At 60.0% G+C, this 19,919-nt stretch carries 16 protein-coding genes; 5 read left to right on the forward strand and 11 right to left on the reverse strand.

Annotated elements, in window-relative coordinates; translation table 11 throughout:
• Positions 1 to 7: 7 nt before the first annotated feature.
• The gene (gene amaB, locus AB4N43_RS13875) at positions 8 to 1,498 is read right to left on the reverse strand and encodes an L-piperidine-6-carboxylate dehydrogenase (protein WP_027921964.1); all 1,491 of its coding nucleotides are present in this window, start codon (positions 1,496 to 1,498) and stop codon (positions 8 to 10) included.
• 175 nt (positions 1,499 to 1,673) lie between these two features.
• Here amaB and AB4N43_RS13880 point away from each other — a divergent pair, with 175 nt between their 5' ends.
• The 3 genes from AB4N43_RS13880 (at position 1,674) to nadE (ending at position 4,773) form a co-directional block, all read left to right on the forward strand.
• Positions 1,674 to 2,585 (forward strand): LysR family transcriptional regulator, encoded by a 912-nt coding sequence (locus tag AB4N43_RS13880; RefSeq protein WP_027921965.1) that lies wholly within the window; start codon positions 1,674 to 1,676, stop codon positions 2,583 to 2,585.
• Between the two features lie 129 nt (positions 2,586 to 2,714).
• On the forward strand, positions 2,715 to 3,941 hold the full coding sequence (pncB, locus tag AB4N43_RS13885) for a nicotinate phosphoribosyltransferase (protein WP_027921966.1): 1,227 nt from the start codon (positions 2,715 to 2,717) through the stop codon (positions 3,939 to 3,941).
• Between the two features lie 4 nt (positions 3,942 to 3,945).
• A complete protein-coding gene (gene nadE, locus AB4N43_RS13890; protein WP_027921967.1) occupies positions 3,946 to 4,773 on the forward strand; it encodes an ammonia-dependent NAD(+) synthetase in 828 nt (275 codons plus the stop codon).
• A gap of 190 nt (positions 4,774 to 4,963) precedes the next feature.
• On the opposite strand, the gene azu is transcribed toward nadE, so the two are convergent.
• The gene (gene azu / locus AB4N43_RS13895; protein WP_027921968.1) at positions 4,964 to 5,410 is read right to left on the reverse strand and encodes an azurin; all 447 of its coding nucleotides are present in this window, start codon (positions 5,408 to 5,410) and stop codon (positions 4,964 to 4,966) included.
• Between the two features lie 344 nt (positions 5,411 to 5,754).
• Here azu and AB4N43_RS13900 point away from each other — a divergent pair, with 344 nt between their 5' ends.
• Both AB4N43_RS13900 and AB4N43_RS13905 read left to right on the forward strand, forming a co-directional pair.
• The gene (locus AB4N43_RS13900) at positions 5,755 to 6,342 is read left to right on the forward strand and encodes an LOG family protein (protein WP_027921969.1); all 588 of its coding nucleotides are present in this window, start codon (positions 5,755 to 5,757) and stop codon (positions 6,340 to 6,342) included.
• Between the two features lie 68 nt (positions 6,343 to 6,410).
• Positions 6,411 to 6,599, forward strand: coding sequence for a hypothetical protein (locus AB4N43_RS13905; protein WP_007947526.1), 189 nt, complete (start codon positions 6,411 to 6,413; stop codon positions 6,597 to 6,599).
• A 137-nt stretch (positions 6,600 to 6,736) separates the two neighbouring features.
• Here AB4N43_RS13905 and AB4N43_RS13910 read toward each other — a convergent pair whose 3' ends face one another.
• The 9 genes from AB4N43_RS13910 to rpsF all read right to left on the reverse strand — a co-directional run bounded on the left by AB4N43_RS13910 (position 6,737) and on the right by rpsF (position 19,806).
• Positions 6,737 to 7,627, reverse strand: coding sequence for a transglutaminase family protein (locus AB4N43_RS13910; protein ID WP_059181724.1), 891 nt, complete (start codon positions 7,625 to 7,627; stop codon positions 6,737 to 6,739).
• A complete protein-coding gene (locus tag AB4N43_RS13915; RefSeq protein ID WP_027921971.1) occupies positions 7,627 to 10,113 on the reverse strand; it encodes a circularly permuted type 2 ATP-grasp protein in 2,487 nt (828 codons plus the stop codon). Before AB4N43_RS13915 ends, AB4N43_RS13910 begins: the two co-directional genes overlap by 1 nt.
• An 88-nt stretch (positions 10,114 to 10,201) precedes the next feature.
• Positions 10,202 to 13,477, reverse strand: a complete 3,276-nt coding sequence (locus tag AB4N43_RS13920; RefSeq protein WP_460154159.1) for a transglutaminase family protein — start codon at positions 13,475 to 13,477, stop codon at positions 10,202 to 10,204.
• A 243-nt stretch (positions 13,478 to 13,720) separates the two neighbouring features.
• Positions 13,721 to 16,024 (reverse strand): YgiQ family radical SAM protein, encoded by a 2,304-nt coding sequence (locus tag AB4N43_RS13925; RefSeq protein WP_027921973.1) that lies wholly within the window; start codon positions 16,022 to 16,024, stop codon positions 13,721 to 13,723.
• Positions 16,025 to 16,211: 187 nt separating this feature from the next.
• Positions 16,212 to 17,606, reverse strand: a complete 1,395-nt coding sequence (gene dnaB / locus AB4N43_RS13930; protein ID WP_007947521.1) for a replicative DNA helicase — start codon at positions 17,604 to 17,606, stop codon at positions 16,212 to 16,214.
• A gap of 122 nt (positions 17,607 to 17,728) precedes the next feature.
• Entirely contained in the window at positions 17,729 to 18,175 is a 447-nt protein-coding gene (gene rplI / locus AB4N43_RS13935) for a 50S ribosomal protein L9 (protein WP_003197251.1), read from the reverse strand.
• A 19-nt stretch (positions 18,176 to 18,194) separates the two neighbouring features.
• Positions 18,195 to 19,088 (reverse strand): YybS family protein, encoded by an 894-nt coding sequence (locus tag AB4N43_RS13940; RefSeq protein WP_027921974.1) that lies wholly within the window; start codon positions 19,086 to 19,088, stop codon positions 18,195 to 18,197.
• A gap of 36 nt (positions 19,089 to 19,124) precedes the next feature.
• Positions 19,125 to 19,355 (reverse strand): 30S ribosomal protein S18, encoded by a 231-nt coding sequence (gene rpsR, locus AB4N43_RS13945; RefSeq protein WP_002551829.1) that lies wholly within the window; start codon positions 19,353 to 19,355, stop codon positions 19,125 to 19,127.
• 28 nt (positions 19,356 to 19,383) lie between these two features.
• The gene (rpsF, locus tag AB4N43_RS13950) at positions 19,384 to 19,806 is read right to left on the reverse strand and encodes a 30S ribosomal protein S6 (RefSeq protein ID WP_003217491.1); all 423 of its coding nucleotides are present in this window, start codon (positions 19,804 to 19,806) and stop codon (positions 19,384 to 19,386) included.
• Positions 19,807 to 19,919 lie beyond the last annotated feature (113 nt).

The following is a 19,919-nucleotide window of genomic DNA, read 5'->3' on the forward strand; positions in this document are numbered from 1 at the left end:
CCGCTGCTTAATCGAATGTAATGCCCTGAGCCAACGGCAATTCCAGCGAGTAGTTCACGGTGTTGGTCTGGCGACGCATGTAGCCGCGCCATGCATCGGAGCCCGATTCACGGCCACCGCCGGTTTCTTTTTCGCCACCAAACGCGCCACCGATTTCTGCGCCGCTCGGGCCGATGTTGACGTTGGCGATGCCGCAGTCGCTGCCGACCGCCGACATGAACTGCTCGGCTTCACGCACGTCGGTGGTGAAGATGCACGAAGACAGGCCTTGTGGCACGGCGTTGTTCAGGCGCAGGGCTTCGTCGAAATCCTTGTAGCCGATCACGTACAGAATCGGTGCGAAGGTTTCGTGGCAGACCACAGGGCTCTGCTCCGGCATTTCAACAATGGCCGGCGCGACGTAGTAGGCGTCAGGGAATTTGTCTTCCAGTTGACGCTTACCGCCGAATACCCGGCCGCCTTCGCTCAACGCCTGCTCCAGCGCGTCCTGCATGTTTTCAAAACTTTGTTTGTCGATCAGCGGACCGATCAGGTTGCCTTCCAGCGGATGGCCGATGCGCACTTTGGAATACGCGGCTTTCAAGCGGGTGACGATTTCTTCCTTCACCGATTCGTGCGCTATCAGGCGACGCAGGGTGGTGCAGCGCTGGCCGGCAGTGCCGACGGCGCTGAACAGGATGGCGCGAACGGCCATGTCCAGGTCGGCGCTAGGGCCGAGGATCATCGCGTTGTTGCCGCCCAGTTCGAGAATGCTGCGAGCGAAACGTGCGGCAATTTTCGGTGCCACTTCGCGGCCCATGCGGGTGCTGCCGGTGGCGCTGATCAGTGCGACACGCGGGTCATCGACCAGCGCTTCGCCAGCGTCGCGGCCGCCGATGATCACTTGGCTCAGGTGCGGTGGTGCGTCGCTGAAGTTTTTCAGTACGCGATCGAACAGCGCCTGGCAGGCCAGCGCGGTCAGCGGGGTTTTCTCGGACGGTTTCCAGATCACCGGGTTGCCGCAGACCAGCGCCAGCGTGGTGTTCCAGGCCCAGACCGCAACCGGGAAGTTGAACGCACTGATGACGCCGACAACGCCCAGCGGGTGCCAGGTTTCACGCATGTGGTGGCCAGGACGCTCGGACGCAATGGTCAGACCGTACAGCTGACGGGACAGACCGACGGCGAAATCGCAGATGTCGATCATTTCCTGAACTTCGCCCAGGCCTTCCTGAGTGATCTTGCCAGCTTCCCAGGAGACCAGTTCGCCAAGATCAGCCTTGTATTCGCGCAGGATGTCGCCCAATTGGCGCACCAGTTCGCCACGGCGCGGTGCCGGGACCTTGCGCCACAATTCGAACGCATGATCGGCACGACTGATGTGCTGCTCGACTTCAGCCGCGCCTTCCCAGTTCACGGCAGCAATCCGGCTGCCATCGATCGGCGAATGCACCGGCACTTTGCCGTTCTGGTACAGGGCCGGGTTTACACCAAGACGATCAAGCAATGCGGCAACCATGGGTCACTCCTCAAGCGAAAAACACAAAGGGTGCAGCCGGAATAATCACGGCTGATCAGACCTGTAGTTTTAGCGCCCCGGAGGTTACCCAACAAACGACCTTTAAGAGAGATATCATTCCGTTTATTCATGCTGCGAATTGCTGGTAAGAAAGAAACAAGAAAAAGGACTACCCATGCTGAATAAACGTTACCTGCCGTCGATCACCGCGCTGCAGTGTTTCGAGGCCGTGACCCGGCATTTGAGCTTCACCCGGGCCGCCGAAGAGCTGAACCTGACCCAGAGCGCGGTCAGTAAACAGGTCGCGCAACTTGAAGAATTGTTGCAGCACTTGTTGTTCCGCCGCGTGCGCCGACGCCTGCAAATGACTCCGGCCGGTGATTTGTACCTGGTGGAAGTCAGAAAAATCCTCACCCAGGTCGAGATGTCGACCCATTACCTGCGCTCCTACGGCGGGGAAACCGAAGTCTTGCGCGTCTCGACTCCGCCAACGTTCGGTGCGCGCTGGTTGGTGCCGCGCCTGAAAGGTTGGCGCCTGCGCCATCCCTCGATCCATCTGGACCTGTGCAGCGAGCAGGAAGCCGACGATTTATTGCAAGGTCGCAGCGATCTGGCGTTCTACTTCGGCCAGGGTTCAAGGCCCGGGACCGAATGCCTGAAGCTGTTCGGCGAAGAACTGGTGCCGGTTTGCGCACCGGGCAGCCTCCCCGACAAGCCGTTCACCGACCCGACACAGCTCACCGACCTGGTCCTGCTGCAAAACGCTTCTCGCCCGCAGGCCTGGCACGACTGGTTCGACAGTCAGGGCTACCACACCGAACACAGCTACCATGGCCCGCGGTTTGAAACCTTCTACATGTGCATTCGCGCCGCCCAGGTCGGCTGCGGCGTGGCGCTGTTGCCAAGGTTTTTGGTGGAAGAGGAATTGGCCGACGGCAAACTGGTCATCCCCTGGAAACACGCGATGCCGAGCACGGACGCCTATTACCTGGCGTATCCCGAGCATTCGGCGGAAGTGCCCAAGGTGCGGGATTTTGTGAAATGGATGCTGGAGCAGATAGATAGCCCGGATGGAGCACAAATCTAAAGTTTCACTCAATCCCTGTGGGAACGAGCTTGCTCGGTCCCACAGGGGTCTGCTGTTGTCCAAAAAATCGCTGGCAATTTTTACCCGTGATATGCGCCACTACCCCCATTCAATGCGGAGAACCCCGTTATGAGCGAGAGCGTGTTTGGCGATCGCATCGTGCAGAACCTGCTCGACACCGACTTCTACAAACTGACGATGATGCAGGCGGTGCTGCACAACTACCCGAACGTCGAAGTCGAATGGGAGTTTCGTTGCCGCAACAGTGAAGATTTGCGCCCGTACCTGGCGGAGATCCGTTTCCAGATCGAGCGTCTGGCAGAGTTGAGCCTGAGCCCTGATCAATTGGGTTTTCTGGAGCGCATCAGTTTTCTGAAGCCGGATTTCCTGCGGTTTCTCGGCTTGTTCCGCTTCAACCTGCGTTACATCCACACCGGCATCGAAAACGGCGAGTTGTTCATCCGCCTGCGCGGGCCGTGGCTGCATGTGATTCTGTTCGAAGTGCCGCTGCTGGCGATTGTCAGTGAAGTGCGCAACCGCTATCGCTACCGGGAGATCGTCCTGGAACAGGCGCGCGAACAGCTGTACCGCAAGTTCGACTGGCTGACCGCCAACGCCAGCAGCGACGAATTGTCCGAGTTGCAGGTCGCCGATTTCGGCACGCGCCGGCGCTTTTCGTACCGCGTGCAAGAAGAAGTGGTCAACGTGCTCAAGCACGACTTCCCCGGGCGTTTCGTCGGCACCAGCAACGTGCACCTGTCCCGGGAACTGGACATGAAACCGTTGGGCACCATGGCCCACGAATGGATCATGGCCCATCAACAGCTCGGTCCACGGCTGATCGACAGTCAAATTGCCGCGCTCGACTGCTGGGTGCGCGAGTACCGTGGCCTGCTGGGGATTGCCCTGACTGACTGCATCACCATGGATGCGTTCCTCGGTGATTTCGATCTGTTCTTCGCCAAGCTTTTCGACGGCCTGCGCCACGACTCGGGTGATCCGGTGGCATGGGCGGAAAAAGCCATCGCTCATTATCACAAGCTCGGCATCGACCCGATGAGCAAGACGCTGACATTCTCCGACAGCCTGACGCTGCCCAAGTCGCTGGAAATATTCCGCGCGCTGCGGGGTCGAATCAATGTCAGCTTTGGCATCGGTACCCACCTGACCTGCGATATTCCAGGTGTCGAACCGATGAGCATCGTGCTTAAAATGACGGCCTGCAACGGCCAGCCCGTGGCGAAGATTTCTGATGAGCCTGGCAAGACTCACTGCAAAGACCCGAATTTCGTCGCCTATTTGCGACACGTTTTCAAAGTACCTGCCGCCCTTTCAAGCACATCTAGCAAGGAGTGAATTCATGCAAGCCGTACAGCGTGAGATTGCTGAGCAGCTCAAGGTTCAACCACCGTTCGCCGACGAGGCCGCCCTTGAGGCAGAAGTCGCCCGGCGGGTGAGTTTCATTCAGGATTGCCTGGTCAATTCCGGGCTCAAGACCCTGGTGCTGGGCATCAGCGGTGGCGTCGACTCCCTGACCGCCGGCCTGCTGGCCCAACGCGCGATGCGTGAACTGCGTCAGCGCACCGGCGACAAGAGTTACAAGTTCATCGCGGTGCGTTTGCCGTACGAGACTCAGTTCGATGAACACGACGCCCAGGCTTCGGTGGACTTCATCGCCCCGGACGAACGCCACACCGTGAACATCGGCCCGGCGGTCAAATCCCTGGCCAATGAAGTCGCGGCCTTCGAAGGCAAGCACGCGGTGTCGGTGGATTTCGTGCTCGGCAACACCAAGGCGCGCATGCGCATGGTTGCTCAGTACACCATCGCCGGCGCGGCCCATGGCCTGGTGATCGGCACCGACCATGCGGCGGAAGCAGTGATGGGTTTCTTCACCAAGTTCGGTGACGGCGCCTGCGACCTCGCCCCGTTGAGTGGGCTGGTGAAGAATCAGGTTCGCGATATTGCTCGCAGCTTTGGTGCACCGGAATCGTTGGTAGAGAAAATCCCTACGGCGGATCTGGAAGACCTGTCGCCGGGTAAGCCGGATGAAGCGTCCCATGGCGTGACCTATGCCGAGATTGATGCGTTCCTGCACGGTGAGCCGGTGCGTGAGGAAGCGTTCAAGATCATTTGTGAGACTTACAAGAAAACTCATCACAAGCGGGTGATGCCGTTTGCGCCATAAGGACGTCGGCGTCTGTATGACGCCTTCGCGGGCAAGCCACGCTCCCACAGATTTTGTGTCGGACGCCGGTAATGGGCACGACGCAAATCCTGTGGGAGCGTGGCTTGCCCGCGATGAACGATGACTCGGTCAAACGTCAGGCACAAAAAAAGCGTCCCAAGCGGACGCTTTTTTTATGAGCTCGATTCGATTACTTCAGGGTAACCGTGCCTTTCATCATCGAGATGTGGCCCGGGAACGAGCAGAAGAAACCGTAATCGGTGCCCGCTGTCAGCTTCGATACATCGATGGTCAGCGTATCCTTCTCTCCGGCTCCGATGATTTTGGTATGAGCAATAACGCGATCATCACCGTCTTTCAGATAGTTTTTGTCGATACCGGCTGCCAGGCCATCGGTAGCGATCGGCTGCATATCTGCCGCTTTACTGATCACCAGGTTATGGCCCATGACATTTTTCGGCAGGCTGCCGGAGTGGGTCAGCTCTACGGTAAACGTCTTACAGCTTTTGTCGATTTCGATGGCCTTGGTGTTGAAGGTCATTTGATCGGTGGAGTCGACAGTGGCCTTGCATTCAGCAGCCATCAGTTGGCTGCTAGCCAGTGTCAGCAGGGATACCGCAACAAGTTTGGCAAACATGGTGAATCTCCAAGGCAGGGTTAACAAGAGTGCGAATGGACAGAAGACTGCCTGAAAACTGCGCAAGTTCCTATGACCTGAATCAAAAATTGTATACAACTTTCGGGCTATGACACCTATCGAAACAATCTACCAGCCAGACGTCTGGCCCGGCCCTATCATCAGGCCGTCATCCCTGATCTGGAGCGCCTGTCATGTCCTTTAACAGCCTGTTGCGCAGTTTGCTTGCCGCCTACGCCTGTGGTGCCAGCGGCACCTATGAAACACCCCAGCGCGAGGTTTAACCCTTGGAGCGTAGCTGACCTGCCTTTATTCTGTGGGCCATCCTGACCCTGGAGTAAGGCATGTCTTTAACGTCTGTTTGTGTATTTTGCGGCGCCAGCACCGGCACCCACCCAGCCTATCGTGAAGCGGCAGTTGCCTTGGGGCGAGCCTTGGCCGAGCGCAAGTTGACCCTGGTCTATGGCGGCGGCGCCGTCGGGCTGATGGGGATTGTGGCCGACGCGGCACTGGCGGCCGGCGGTGAAGTGATCGGGATCATCCCGCAAAGCCTCAAGGACAAGGAAATCGGCCACAGCGGCCTGACGCGCCTGGAAGTGGTCGACGGCATGCATGCGCGCAAGGCGCGGATGGCCGAACTCAGCGACGCGTTTATCGCGCTGCCCGGTGGCCTCGGCACCCTGGAAGAACTGTTCGAAGTCTGGACCTGGGGCCAGCTCGGCTATCACGGCAAGCCGCTCGGCCTGCTGGAAGTGAACGGTTTCTACAGCAAATTGACCGGTTTTCTTGATCATATCGTCGGCGAAGGCTTCGTTCGCGCACCGCACCGTGACATGCTGCAAGTGAGCGAATCACCGCAAACCCTGCTCGATGCCCTGGACGCCTGGCAACCGTCGGTCCTGCCAAAATGGACCGATCAAAAACCCAGCTAACGGCTCGGCACCGATACAGGGCAGAATATGCGCCGCTCAACCTCACCTTCGACCCCAGAGGATCGCCCATGGCTAAACCTAATTATTCCTTCGCCAAACGTCAGAGAGACTTGGCCAAGGAGCAGAAGAAAGAGGAAAAGCTTCAGCGCAAGAAAGCTACAGCTGAAGAAGAAGCAGCAGCACTGAACCCGGATGCCGAAGGCGAAGTGGCTACAGACGAAACTGAAGCACCGAAAGATCAGGCGCCCGACGCCTGAGACCCTCAGGGCCGGATGATCTGATCAGGCCCACCGGATCTGTGTCCAGGGTCAGCAGTTGTTTTTGCTGACCCTCACAGTCCCCCTCTGAAGTACCCCAATCCATAGAACGCACACACTCCTACAGGGGATCTGTGTTAATCCATTGGCATTACGGTGACGCGGACTTCCGGGTCGTGATTGCCGCCCCCCAGAATCACCCCACGCAATGGCGAAACATCGGAGAAATCCCGGCCCCAGGCCAGGGTGATGTGCTCAAGTGCCGGCTGAACGTTGTTGGTCGGGTCGAAATCGACCCAGCCCAGCACCGGGCAAAACACCGAGACCCAGGCGTGGGACGCGTCCGCCCCGATCAATCGCGGCTGCCCCGGCGGTGGCTGAGTCAGCAGGTAACCGCTGATATAGCGCGCCGCCAGACCACGAGAACGCACGCACGCGAGCATCAGGTGGGCGAAATCCTGGCAGACCCCGCGTCGGCGCTCCAGCACTTCCACCAACGGCGTCGCCACTTGGGTCGCTTCGGCGTCGAAGGTGAACTCGCTGAAGATTTTCTCCATCAGGGCCTGAACGCCCCACAGCAACGGTCGCCCCGCGGGAAAACAGCTCTCGGAGAACTCGACGAAATTGCGCTTCAAATGCACGTAAGGCGATTCGAACCGATACCGGCAGGCTTCGAGTATGTCGGGGGACAGCGGCTGGCTGCTGTAGGTCAACGCATTGCGGGTGTCCTCCCAGGGCGGCGACTGTTTGAAGTCCAGCACGGGCCGGGGCAGGACCTCGACGGTCAGGCTGGCATTGACCAGCAATTCATCGTGCGGGCGCTCGAAGGCCAGGCGCGTGAGCGGATTGCCAAACACATCCAGCTCATCCCGGCGCGTGGTCGGGTCGGGACTGATCTGCAATTGTCGAGCGGTGCAGCGTTGCCAGGCGCAGGGCCGCGGCCAGAGATGAGCGAGCTGCTGAGCCAAAGAAACCGGGCTGTCATAGTGATAATGGGTGTCGTGGAAAATCTGGTAGTGAGCACTCATCAGACAGACACCGTACGTTGGCTGACGTCATCGACATGAGCAAAATGGCGCAGGGCCAGGCGATCCGAGACCTGGCCACTGGCGTCGGCAATCTCTTGCAGCAAATCGGCCAGCCCATCGAGCGCGGCGCGAACGCTGGCTTCGCCGAACAAGGCGTTTTCCAGGCAGCCCAGATCGAACTGCGCCAGCCGCTCCACCAACAGCGGCAAACCGGCTTCGCGTGGCGCGCCAAAGTCGTCATTCAAGCGTTTCAGGGTTCGCGTCACCAACTTCAACTGGAACAGTACGGCGTGAGGGTTCTGCTCATCGAGCAGCAACAGGTCGAGCACCGGCAGCAATTGCGCCACCGCCAGATACCGCGAGCGGTAGGTGATGCTGCTGTTGCCCAACTCCAGCAGCCATTCCAGCCCGGCCTGATCAAAAGCCCCGGCACCGCGCAGAAACGCTGAAAGGCTGGCGCTGAGAAATTGCAGACGCTCGATCCGTCGGCCGATCATCAGGAAGCGCCAGCCTTCGTCGCGGGTCATGTCGTCCAGGGCGAAACCTGACAGCGCCGCCAGCGACATCACCAGACGGTTGAGGAAATCCAGCAGCTCACCAAAGTCCGGCTCTCCGGTTTCCAGTTCCATGGCTTCGCGCTGCAATTCCACCAGCGCCTGCCAGTTTTCCCGCGAGAGTTTGCCGCGCACTTGCGAGGCCGCCCACTGCAGGCGTTGCAGATTGGAACGCAGGCTGAATGGCCAATCGTCACCGAGCAAGGCGGCCAACAAACGCTCCGGCAACTCGCCTTCATCGGGCAAAAGATTCAGCCGTTCACCGAGGTCGACGGCCGCCTGCAAGGCTTGCGGATCATCGCCGTCGACGTAGCGCGCCAGCACGATCCGCAGCAGTCGCGCGCTGTCATCACAACGTTCGCAATAGCGGCCGAACCAAAACAGGTTTTCCACCACCCGCGAGGGCAGATAAGGGTCTCGCCGAACCAGGTCATGCACACCGATCGTGCGCTGGGTTTTCCATTGCTCGCCGCTGGGCGGACGATCCCCTAGTACCCACGTGTCCTTGCTCGCACCGCCGCGCTGCATCGACACCACTTCGGCGTCCGCCTCGGCCGCCACGCGGGTAAGACCGCCGGGTAAAACCCGGTAGCCGTCATGGCTGGCCACGGCGTAGACGCGCATGCCGATGGCACGCGGTTGCAATTGACCGTCTTCGGCCTGCCAGATCGGCGCCTGGGACAACTGGGCCATTTCTTGCGCCACATAGGCATAAGGCCGCGCCTGCATGCGCTCAGCCAGGGCCTGACGCTGTTTTTCACTCAGATCACGGCCAAACACAGGCGCGAAGCTTTGAGACGGGAACGCTGGTTTGATCAGCAACTCTGGCAGTTTTTCCAGCGCTTGAGCCAGCACGGGCGCCTCGCCGCACCACCAGGTTGCGATGGACGGCAGGATCAGTTCTTCGCCGAACAGGAACTGATTGATCTTCGGCAGAAAGCCCAATAACCCCGGCGACTCCAGCACGCCGCTGCCGAGGGCATTCGCCACCAACACCCGCCCTCGCCGCACGGCTTCGAGCAGCCCCGGCACGCCCAGTGCAGAATCGGTGCGCAGCTCCAGCGGGTCGCAGAAATCATCGTCGAGCCGGCGCATGATTGCGTGAACCCGACGCAGGCCGCTCAGGGTTTTCAGGTAGACCGTGGCATCGCGCACCGTGAGGTCGCCGCCCTCCACCAATGGGTAACCGAGCTGACGCGCCAGATACAGGTGTTCGAAATAGCTTTCATTGAAGCGCCCCGGGGTCAGCAACACGATCAGCGGAGCTTCATCATCGCGCGGGGCCTGACGAGCCAGGGTTTCCTGAAGCGTGCGGAAGAACCCGGCCAGATGCTGCACTTTCAAATCGCGATACAGCTCGGGAAAGGCCCGGGACACGATGGTGCGGTTTTCCAGGGCGTAACCGGCGCCGGACGGCGCTTGCGTCCGGTCCGCGGTGACCCACCAGCGGCCATCAGGCGTGCGTGCCAGATCGACGGCATACAGATGCAGAAAAACCCCGTCGGGCGGCGCAATGCCCTGACAGGGCCAGAGGAAGTTGTTATGACCGAACACCAGTTCTGCCGGCAACAGACCTTCGGCGATCAAGCGTTGCGGGCCGTACAGATCCGCCAGCACCGCATTCAACAGACGCGCCCGCTGTGCGATCCCAGCTGACAGCTGCGCCCACTCATCCGCGGCAATCACATGGGGCAACAGATCCAGTTCCCACGGCCGATCCGCGCCTTTTGGATCGGCGTAAACGTTGTAGGTCACGCCGTTTTCCTGGATCTGCCGGGTCAACAAGGCCTGACGCAGCACCAATTGTGCAGGCGTGCTGCGTTGCAATTGGTCGATCAGCCGACGCCAGTGCGGGCGTACGGTGCCGCTGTCGTCGAGCAGTTCGTGATAAGTGCCCGCCGTCAGCGGGTAGCGGTCAAGCAGGTCAGGCATGGAAAGCTCGGCAGACAGCAAAGAACAGTCAGACTAACGCACGCTCATGACGCCCGGATAGACGAAAAATCCGAGCGTCGCGTACGACTTAGAAACGTCGTAAATCGAGCGTCATCGGCAGCTCGTCGTTGATTTCCACAGTCGGTACGGGCAGTTTTCCCGGCGTGTGCCCTATACGGAAAAATCGCGCCATTCGCCGGCTCTCGGCCTCATTGGCGTTCACCGGCAGGCTGTCGTAGTTGCGCCCACCCGGATGGGCCACGTGGTATTGGCAGCCGCCTAGCGAACGCTGCATCCAGGTGTCGAGCAAGTCGAACACCAATGGCGCGTGGACCGGGATGGTCGGTTGCAAACAGTTGGCCGGTTGCCAGGCGCGAAAACGCACGCCGGCAACAAACTCCCCAACCCGTCCGGTGGGTTGCAACGGCACCGGAATACCATTGCAGGTCAGCAGATAACGTTGCGGTGGCAGGCCGGTGAGCTTGACCTGCAAACGCTCCAGCGATGAATCCACATACCGCACCGTGCCGCCGACCGCGCCCTCCTCACCCAACACATGCCACGGTTCCAGTGCCTGACGCAATTGCAGTTCAATGCCGCTGACCGCGTAATCACCGACCTTGGGAAAACGGAACTCCAGATGCGCGGCGAACCACTCGGCCCGCACCGGATACCCGGCCGCATTGAGATCGACAATGACGTCAGCGAAATCCTGTTCGATAAAGTGCGGCAACAAGAACCGGTCGTGCAGCTCCGTGCCCCAGCGCGCGAGCTTCGGCGGCGCATAAGGCTCACGCCAGAACCGCGCGACCAGCGCTCGCAGCAACAATTGCTGAGCCAGGCTCATGCGCGCGTGTGGAGGCATTTCAAAAGCACGCAACTCCAGCAAGCCAAGACGTCCGGTGGCACCGTCCGGCGAATAGAGTTTGTCGATGCAGAATTCGGCACGGTGGGTGTTGCCGGTCACGTCGATCAGCAGGTTACGCAGCAACCGATCCACCCGCCATGGCGCGCATTCCTCACCCGGTGCAGGCATTTGGGCGAAGGCGATTTCCAGTTCATACAGCGCATCGTTGCGCGCTTCATCGACGCGCGGTGCCTGGGACGTCGGGCCGATGAACAGCCCGGAAAACAGGTAGGACAGCGACGGATGGTTATGCCAGTAGCTGATCAAGCTGCGCAGCAAGTCGGGACGACGCAGAAACGGCGAGTCGGCCGGGGTCGCGCCGCCGAGCACAAAATGGTTACCGCCCCCCGTGCCTGTGTGCCGCCCGTCAATCATGAATTTTTCGGTGGTCAGTCGGGTCTGGCGCGCTTCTTCGTACAGAAACTCGGTGCGCTCAACCAACTCGTCCCATGTCGCGGATGGCTGCACGTTGACTTCGATCACGCCCGGATCCGGGGTGATACGAAAGTTGCTCAGACGCGGATCGCTTGGCGGTTCATAGCCTTCCAGCAACACCGGGCAATGCAGCTCTTCGGCAGTGGCCTCGATGGCGGTGACCAGTTCCAGATAATCCTCGACCCGCTCCAGCGGCGGCATGAACAGGTACAACCGCCCTTCCCGGGCTTCAGCGCAGAACGCCGTGCGTGTCAGCCAGTCGGCAGACTCGTCGATTTTCGGCTCGCGCTCAACCGCTTCGGCCGGCGCGCCTGGACTGTTCAACGCCATGGTGTCGGGAAGCGCCGGGAATTCCTGATTCGGGTCGTTGGGATGAATGAACGGATACTCGGCCGCTTTCACCCAAGGCTGCGAGCCGAGCGGCAAGCGATAACCCAGCGGAGAATCCCCCGGCACCAGCCGGCAATGCTCGTCACGCAGATACCAGCGACCGCTTTGCCATTGATCACCCTTGGCGGTGCGCGCCAGCGGCAGGACCTGGCCAATGACTTTATCCAGCCCCTGGCTGAAGACTTTACGCAGACGTGCACGCTCCAGCGGCTCTTCCAGACGTGAGTCTTCGGCGCTGACGTTCTCCGGCAATGTGCCTTCGCGCCATAGGTAATAGAAATTGTCTTCGTAGGCCGGGAACACGAAGCGTGTCGGAAGCTTCAACCGTTCGGCGACGCTCGCCAGAAACCGACCGGCCAGTGCGCCATCAGCGCCGTAGTCTTCCTGCTCATCGGCGATCAGCCCGCTGTTGTGCCAGATCGGCACGCCATCGCGGCGCCAATAGCAATTCAACGACCAACGTGGCAACTGCTCACCGGGGTACCACTTGCCCTGGCCGAAATGTACGAGGCCTTTGGGCGCGTAGTGTTTGCGCATGCGCTGGAACAGTTCGGCGGACAGTCGACGCTTGTCCGGCCCGAGCGCGGCGGTGTTCCACTCGGCGCCATCCGGGTCATCGATGGAAACGAAGGTCGGCTCGCCGCCCATGGTCAGGCGCACATCGTCTTCCAGCAGGTCGGCATCGATCTGCCGGCCCAGCGCCTGGATCGCCAACCATTGATCGTCGGTATAGGGCCTGGTGACGCGAGGGGCCTCCCAAATCCGTTCCACGGACATTTCGTGGGTGAACTCGCACTCGCACGGCTCCACCAGGCCACTGATCGGCGCCGCAGAGCCCGGATCGGGGCTGCACGCCAACGGAATGTGGCCTTCGCCGGCAAACAGCCCTGAGGTCGCGTCCAGGCCGATCCAGCCGGCACCGGGCAAATAGACTTCGCACCAGGCATGCAGGTCGGTGAAGTCCACGTCAGTGCCGGATGGACCGTCGAGGCTTTTGACGTCGGCGGTCAATTGAATCAGGTAACCGGAAACAAAGCGCGCGGCCAGCCCGAGGTTACGCAGCAGTTGCACCAGCAACCAGGCCGAGTCGCGGCAGGAACCGGAGGCGTGTTCGAGGGTGTGCTCGGGTGTCTGTACGCCCGGTTCCATGCGGATCAGGTAACCGATGTCTTCGCTCAAGCGCTGGTTGAGCGCGACGAGGAAATCCACGCTGGGCAGCGGCGTGCGGTCGATGCCGTCCAGATAGGCCTTGAACTTCGGCGTCAGGGGCAGGGTTTCCAGGTACGGCGCCAGTTCCTTGCGCTCGTCGGCGGCGTAGGTAAACGGGATTTTTTCCGCGTAGGGCTCGAGGAAAAAGTCGAAGGGATTGAAGACCGCCATTTCTGCGAGCAGATCGACTTCGATCCGCAGCTCATCGGTTTTCTCCGGAAACACCAACCGCGCCAGGTAATTGCCCTGCGGGTCTTGTTGCCAGTTGATGAAGTGCTGCTCGGGCGAGACTTTCAGCGCATAGGACAGGATCCGCGTGCGACTGTGGGCGGCCGGGCGCAGGCGAACGATCTGCGGACCGAGTTCGACAGCGCGGTCGTAGCGGTAATGCGTGACGTGGTGCAATGCGACATGAATCGACACGGCGTGCCTCCTGCGAGCCCTAAGCGTTATCGAAAGCGCGCAAGACTTATGCCATCGCAGCACCGCTGGCGCTTTCTCCATTTGCTTGAGGCAGTACAGCACCAAAATCGGGCGATGCGGGAAATTGGTTGGGGGCAGTTGCACGCAAATGTTGCGGTCGGGGCGCCGTCGGCCGGGTTTTCAGTGGCGCACAACGCAAAACGCCAACCCGAAGGTTGGCGTTCTGTTCAGCTCAAGCAAGGCTTAGCGCGGTACAACCGGCTTGCGGGCAGGCTTAGGACCCTTGCCTTTCGCCGCGTCCTTGCGCTCCTTGGCCGCCTGCTGGTTGCGGGCGAACGCCGCCGCCTTGGCCTGTTCACGCTTGTCCCACGGGTTACCGCCATCGCTGGCACGCGGTGGCAGGCCGGTGTGCTGGGTCAGGATCTTGGTGGTCTTTTCCCCTGCAACCTTGTGACTACCAGCCGGTGTCGAGTTCTTGCGACGGGCGCTCTGGTAGCTGTCGGTCGCCGGTTGATGCAGCGGGATCAACTGGTTCTTGCCCGGCCCGATCAGGTCGGCGCGGCCCATGCGGGTCAGCGCTTCACGCAGCATCGGCCAGCCTTTCGGGTCGTGATAACGCAAGAACGCTTTATGCAGGCGACGCTGCTCTTCGCTCTTGACGATGGTCACGGCGTCGCTCTTGTAAGTAACCTTGCGCAGCGGGTTCTTGCCCGAATGGTACATCGCGGTGGCGGTAGCCATCGGCGACGGGTAGAACGCCTGCACCTGGTCGGCGCGGAAGCCGTTGCCCTTGAGCCACAGGGCCAGGTTCATCATGTCTTCGTCGGTGGTGCCCGGGTGGGCGGCGATGAAGTACGGAATCAGGTACTGCTCTTTCCCGGCTTCCTTGGAGTACTTCTCGAACATGCGCTTGAACTTGTCATAGCTGCCAATGCCGGGCTTCATCATCTGGTTGAGCGGACCTTCCTCGGTGTGTTCCGGGGCGATCTTGAGGTAACCACCGACGTGGTGGGTCACCAGCTCCTTGACGTATTCCGGCGACTCGACCGCGAGGTCGTAGCGCAGGCCGGAAGCGATCAAAATTTTCTTCACGCCCGGCAAGGCACGGGCGCTGCGGTAGAGCTGAATCAACGACGAGTGATCGGTGTTCAGGTTCGGGCAGATGCCAGGGAACACGCACGAAGGCTTGCGGCACGCGGATTCGATTTCCGGGCTCTTGCAGGCGATGCGGTACATGTTCGCGGTCGGGCCGCCGAGGTCGGAAATGACGCCGGTGAAACCCGGCACCTTGTCGCGGATCTCTTCGATTTCGCGAATGATCGACTCTTCGGAGCGGTTCTGAATGATCCGGCCTTCGTGCTCGGTGATCGAGCAGAAGGTGCAGCCGCCGAAGCAGCCACGCATGATGTTCACCGAGAAGCGGATCATGTCGTAGGCCGGAATCTTTTCTTTGCCGTACGCCGGGTGCGGGATGCGCGCATAGGGCATGCCGAACACGTAGTCCATTTCTTCAGTGGTCATCGGAATCGGCGGCGGGTTGAACCAGACATCGACGTCGCCATGCTTCTGCACCAGCGCGCGGGCGTTGCCCGGGTTGGTTTCAAGGTGAAGCACGCGGTTGGCGTGAGCGTACAGAACGGCGTCGCCACGGACTTTTTCTACCGACGGCAGACGAATCACGGTCTTGTCGCGGGTCATCTTCGGGCTGGCCAGGATCTGTACGACCTTGGCTTCAGTCGGATCTTCAACCGGCCCTTTTTCCTGCTCGATGGCGCAGGCCTGGGTGTCCTGGGTGTTCACGTACGGGTTGATGATCTTGTCGACCTTGCCCGGACGGTCGATGCGCGTGGAATCGACTTCGTACCAGTCTTTCGGCGTATCACGACGGATGAACGCGGTGCCGCGCACGTCGGTGATGTCTTCGATCTTGTGACCGTAGGACAGACGCTGGGCGACTTCGACGATCGCACGCTCGGCGTTGCCGTAGAGCAGGATGTCGGCACAGGCGTCGATCAGGATCGAGTTGCGCACCCGGTCCTGCCAGTAATCGTAGTGGGCGATGCGGCGCAGGGACGCTTCGATGCCACCGAGCACGATCGGCACGTGGTTGTAGGCTTCCTTGCAGCGCTGGCTGTAAACCAGGCTCGCACGGTCCGGCCGCTTGCCCGCCAGGCCACCGGGGGTGTAGGCGTCGTCAGAGCGGATTTTCTTGTCGGCGGTGTAGCGGTTGATCATCGAGTCCATGTTGCCGGCCGCGACACCGAAGAACAGGTTCGGCTCGCCGAGCTTCATGAAGTCGTCTTTGGACTGCCAGTTCGGCTGGGCAATGATCCCGACGCGGAAGCCTTGCGACTCCAGCAGCCGGCCGATGATCGCCATGCCGAACGACGGATGGTCAACGTACGCATCACCGGTGACGATGATGATGTCGCAGGAATCCCAGCCAAGCTGATCCATCTCCTCCCTGCTCATCGGCAGGAATGGCGCTGGACCGAAACATTCGGCCCAGTACTTGGGATAGTCAAATAACGGCTTGGCTGTTTGCATGACGATGACCGGTGTTGAGATGAAAAATCGCGGGCGCGGAATATAGCACAAAAAATAACCAATTCCGACGGCTATGGTCGGAAATTAGTGTCGACCCAATCGCGGGCAAACCCGCTCCCACAAGAACGTTGAGATCCCTGTGGGAGCGGGCTTGCCCGCGAAGAGGCCCTCTCAGGCACAACACAACTTACTCGTCGTCGAAGTTATAGCTGCCCGGCGCCAGGTTTTCGAAGCGGGTGTACTTGCCGATGAACGCCAGTCGCGACGTGCCAATCGGGCCGTTCCGCTGTTTACCGATAATGATTTCGGCGATGCCTTTGTGCTCGGTTTCCGGGTGATATACCTCATCCCGGTACACGAACATGATGACGTCAGCATCCTGCTCGATCGCTCCGGATTCCCGGAGGTCGGAGTTGATCGGACGTTTGTTTGGTCGTTGCTCCAGGGAGCGGTTGAGCTGGGACAACGCCACCACCGGGCAGTTGAATTCCTTGGCCAGGGCTTTCAAGGAACGGGAGATCTCGGAAATCTCGTTGGTCCGGTTGTCACCGCCGGAACCTGGAATCTGCATCAATTGCAGGTAGTCGATCATGATCAGGGCAACATCGCCGTGCTCACGCACCAATCGACGGGTTCGTGCACGCATCTCCGACGGGCTGATACCGGCCGTATCGTCGATGAACAGTTTGCGGTCGTTGAGCAGGTTGACCGCCGAGGTCAGGCGCGGCCAATCGTCGTCGTCGAGGCGACCGGCCCGGACCTTGGTCTGGTCAATACGGCCCAGGGACGACAACATACGCATGATCAGCGATTCACCCGGCATCTCGAGCGAGTAAACCAGGACGCACTTGTCGCTGCGCAACACGGCGTTTTCCACCAGGTTCATCGCAAAGGTGGTTTTACCCATGGACGGACGGCCGGCGACGATGATCAGGTCGGACGGCTGCAGGCCGCTGGTCTTCTCGTCGAGGTCGGTGTAGCCGGTGGACAGGCCGGTGATGGCGTTGTCGGTGTTGAACAGGGTGTCGATGCGGTCGATGGCCTTGGTCAGCAGGTCATTCACGCTCACCGGGCCGCCGGTTTTGGGCCGGGCCTCGGCGATCTGGAAGATCTGCCGTTCAGCTTCGTCGAGAATCTCTTCAGCCGTGCGGCCTTCCGGATTGAAGGCACTGTCGGCAATCTCGGTAGCGATGCCGATCAGTTGGCGCAATGTCGCCCGCGCACGAACGATCTGTGCGTAAGCCTTGATGTTGGCGACGGACGGCGTGTTTTTCGCCAGTTCGCCAAGGTAACCGAGGCCACCGACCTGCGAGGTCTGACCTTCCTTGTCCAATTGCTCGGCAAGGGTCACGACGTCGATCGGGGAGTTCTGGTCGGCGAGCTTGGCGATCGCGCGGAAGATCAGGCGGTGGTCATGTCGATAGAAATCGCCATCCGACACTTGATCGAGCACGCGTTCCCAGGCGTTGTTGTCCAGCATCAAACCACCGAGCACGGCCTGTTCGGCCTCGATGGAGTGCGGCGGCACCTTCAGGGAAGCGGTTTGCAGATCGTATTGCTCAGGTGCGGAGATATCGTTCATGGCCACTTGAATTGAGTGTGTGAAAATCAGGAACTGCAGAAAGACAAAGGGCACGACCTGTAAACAGGATCGTGCCCGATGTTACCGGCAAGCACCCGAGGGTGCCAGCCGACAAGTACTACTTAAGCTGCTACCACGACAACGCGTACGGTGGCTTCAACTTCAGCGTGCAGGTGCACGGCTACGTCGAATTCGCCTACGTTGCGGATGGTGCCGTTCGGCAGACGAACTTCGCTTTTTGCAACTTCAACGCCAGAGGCGGTCAGTGCATCAGCGATGTCGTGGGTGCCGATCGAACCGAACAGCTTGCCTTCGTCACCAGCGGTGGCAGTGATAGTCACTTCCAGCTCAGCCAGTTGGGCGGCACGGCTTTCAGCCGAAGTTTTACGGTCTGCTGCGGCTTTTTCCAGCTCAGCGCGACGCTCTTCGAACGCGGCCAGGTTGGCAGCGGTCGCAGCGGTCGCTTTGCCGTAAGGCAGCAGGTAGTTACGACCGTAACCAGCCTTAACGTTCACTTTGTCACCCAGGTTGCCCAGGTTGGTGACTTTTTCCAGAAGGATCAGTTGCATGTGAAAATCCTCTTAACTTTTAACCTTCACCGTTCGCGTTATCGGCATCTTTCGGTGCCGAACGACCGCGAAAATCAATCAGGCTGTCGACGATGGCCAAGACCACCAGCAACGGATAGATCAGCTGCATGAACAGCAACAGCGTGACGTACAACCCCACCAGCCAGAACCTGGCCAGTCGCTTTTGCGCCACCAGCCCGTGAATCAGGGCCAGCCCGGCGAACACCAGCGGTACGCTGCACAACGGCGTTAACATGGCCATCTGCGGACCAATGTTCGGCCCCAGAAGCATGCACGCCAGCAGCAACATCGCCGGCAAAAACGGGAATCGGATGGCGCGAAACTCGCGACCAAAACCACCCGGGTTGTACAACAACGCCTGCCAGTAGCGCCCGACAAGCAGGCTCAGCACACTGACGATTTGCAACAAGGCCGCAATCAGGCCGGTCAGGACCGGTGCAATCAGGGACGCAAAATGCGCTTGCTCGTCTACCGACAACTTCTCGTAGACATCACCGAGTAGCGACGGCATGACTTTTATCAAAGCCTGCGCCAGCATCTCGATTTGGGGACCAAACGTCGCCCCCAGCACCACCGAAAACACCACTCCCATCGCTATGCTGACCAGCAGCACGCGGTCCCAGGATTCGCTTGCGCGCAAAACCAACGCAAGGCTCGAAGAACCCAGCAGCACCAGAAGTGCCCGAGGGTCATCCGAGTAAAGCCACCAGATCAACGCCGGCAGCATTCCCAGGGCAAGAACGCCAAGGGCGTCCTTCAATCCGCGCCGCAGAAGCACAAGGCATCCCGCGGCAGCACCCAACCAATACAACAACGGCAATGTTACGCATCCAGCCACTACGAGAGTGGCCTGCATGCGGCCGCGCATGATGAACTCAGCTATGGCGCGCATGCATTCAATCCTTTGCTACGTGTCGACTGCCCGGTCTCAGCGGCCGTGGCTGTCGGTGTAGGCCAGCAGGGCCAGGAAGCGGGCGCGCTTGATAGCGGTGGCCAGCTGACGCTGATAACGTGCTTTGGTACCGGTGATGCGGCTTGGAACGATTTTGCCGGTCTCGGATACATAAGCTTTCAGAGTGTTGAGATCTTTGTAATCGATCTCTTTCACGTCTTCAGCGGTGAAGCGGCAGAATTTACGACGACGGAAGAAACGTGCCATGTAATAGGCTCCTCAAAAGGTCCGTGGATTACTCGTCAGCGTTATCGCTGTTGTCGCTGTCATCACTATCAGCGCTTTCAGCGCCTTCGTGCTCAGGACGGTCGCGACGCTCACGGCGCTCACTGCGGTTTTCTTCAGCCTTGAGCATCTCGGATTGGCCGGTAACGGCTTCTTCGCGACGGATGACCAGGTTACGGATCACTGCATCGTTGTAGCGGAAGTTGTCTTCCAGCTCGGCCAGGGCCTTGCCAGTGCACTCAACGTTCAGCATCACGTAGTGAGCCTTGTGAACATTGTTGATTGCGTAGGCCAGTTGACGACGGCCCCAATCTTCCAGACGGTGGATTTTGCCGCCGTCTTCTTCGATCAGCTTGGTGTAACGCTCTACCATGCCGCCGACTTGCTCGCTTTGATCCGGGTGGACCAAAAAGATGATTTCGTAATGACGCATGAATGCTCCTTACGGGTTGTAGCCTGCCGCTCAAAAGCGGTCAGACAAGGAGTGAATGACACTTATGGACTTGCTTGCGATAGACACATGCGTGCCTGCCGTCACAGCAAGGG

The sequence above is a fragment of the Pseudomonas sp. S2_B07 genome, assembly GCF_054668435.1.

What these genes read in the sequence shown, in the direction of transcription:
- AB4N43_RS13915 (WP_027921971.1), bottom strand. Translation starts at nt 10,113, where the DNA reads ATGCCTGACCTGCTTGACCGCTACCCGCTGACGGCGGGCACTTATCAC.
- pncB (WP_027921966.1), top strand. Translation starts at nt 2,715, where the DNA reads ATGAGCGAGAGCGTGTTTGGCGATCGCATCGTGCAGAACCTGCTCGAC.
- rpsR (WP_002551829.1), bottom strand. Translation starts at nt 19,355, where the DNA reads ATGGCACGTTTCTTCCGTCGTCGTAAATTCTGCCGCTTCACCGCTGAA.
- nadE (WP_027921967.1), top strand. Translation starts at nt 3,946, where the DNA reads ATGCAAGCCGTACAGCGTGAGATTGCTGAGCAGCTCAAGGTTCAACCA.
- AB4N43_RS13880 (WP_027921965.1), top strand. Translation starts at nt 1,674, where the DNA reads ATGCTGAATAAACGTTACCTGCCGTCGATCACCGCGCTGCAGTGTTTC.
- AB4N43_RS13910 (WP_059181724.1), bottom strand. Translation starts at nt 7,627, where the DNA reads ATGAGTGCTCACTACCAGATTTTCCACGACACCCATTATCACTATGAC.
- rplI (WP_003197251.1), bottom strand. Translation starts at nt 18,175, where the DNA reads ATGCAACTGATCCTTCTGGAAAAAGTCACCAACCTGGGCAACCTGGGT.
- AB4N43_RS13925 (WP_027921973.1), bottom strand. Translation starts at nt 16,024, where the DNA reads ATGCAAACAGCCAAGCCGTTATTTGACTATCCCAAGTACTGGGCCGAA.
- rpsF (WP_003217491.1), bottom strand. Translation starts at nt 19,806, where the DNA reads ATGCGTCATTACGAAATCATCTTTTTGGTCCACCCGGATCAAAGCGAG.
- amaB (WP_027921964.1), bottom strand. Translation starts at nt 1,498, where the DNA reads ATGGTTGCCGCATTGCTTGATCGTCTTGGTGTAAACCCGGCCCTGTAC.
- AB4N43_RS13905 (WP_007947526.1), top strand. Translation starts at nt 6,411, where the DNA reads ATGGCTAAACCTAATTATTCCTTCGCCAAACGTCAGAGAGACTTGGCC.
- azu (WP_027921968.1), bottom strand. Translation starts at nt 5,410, where the DNA reads ATGTTTGCCAAACTTGTTGCGGTATCCCTGCTGACACTGGCTAGCAGC.
- dnaB (WP_007947521.1), bottom strand. Translation starts at nt 17,606, where the DNA reads ATGAACGATATCTCCGCACCTGAGCAATACGATCTGCAAACCGCTTCC.
- AB4N43_RS13900 (WP_027921969.1), top strand. Translation starts at nt 5,755, where the DNA reads ATGTCTTTAACGTCTGTTTGTGTATTTTGCGGCGCCAGCACCGGCACC.
- AB4N43_RS13940 (WP_027921974.1), bottom strand. Translation starts at nt 19,088, where the DNA reads ATGCGCGCCATAGCTGAGTTCATCATGCGCGGCCGCATGCAGGCCACT.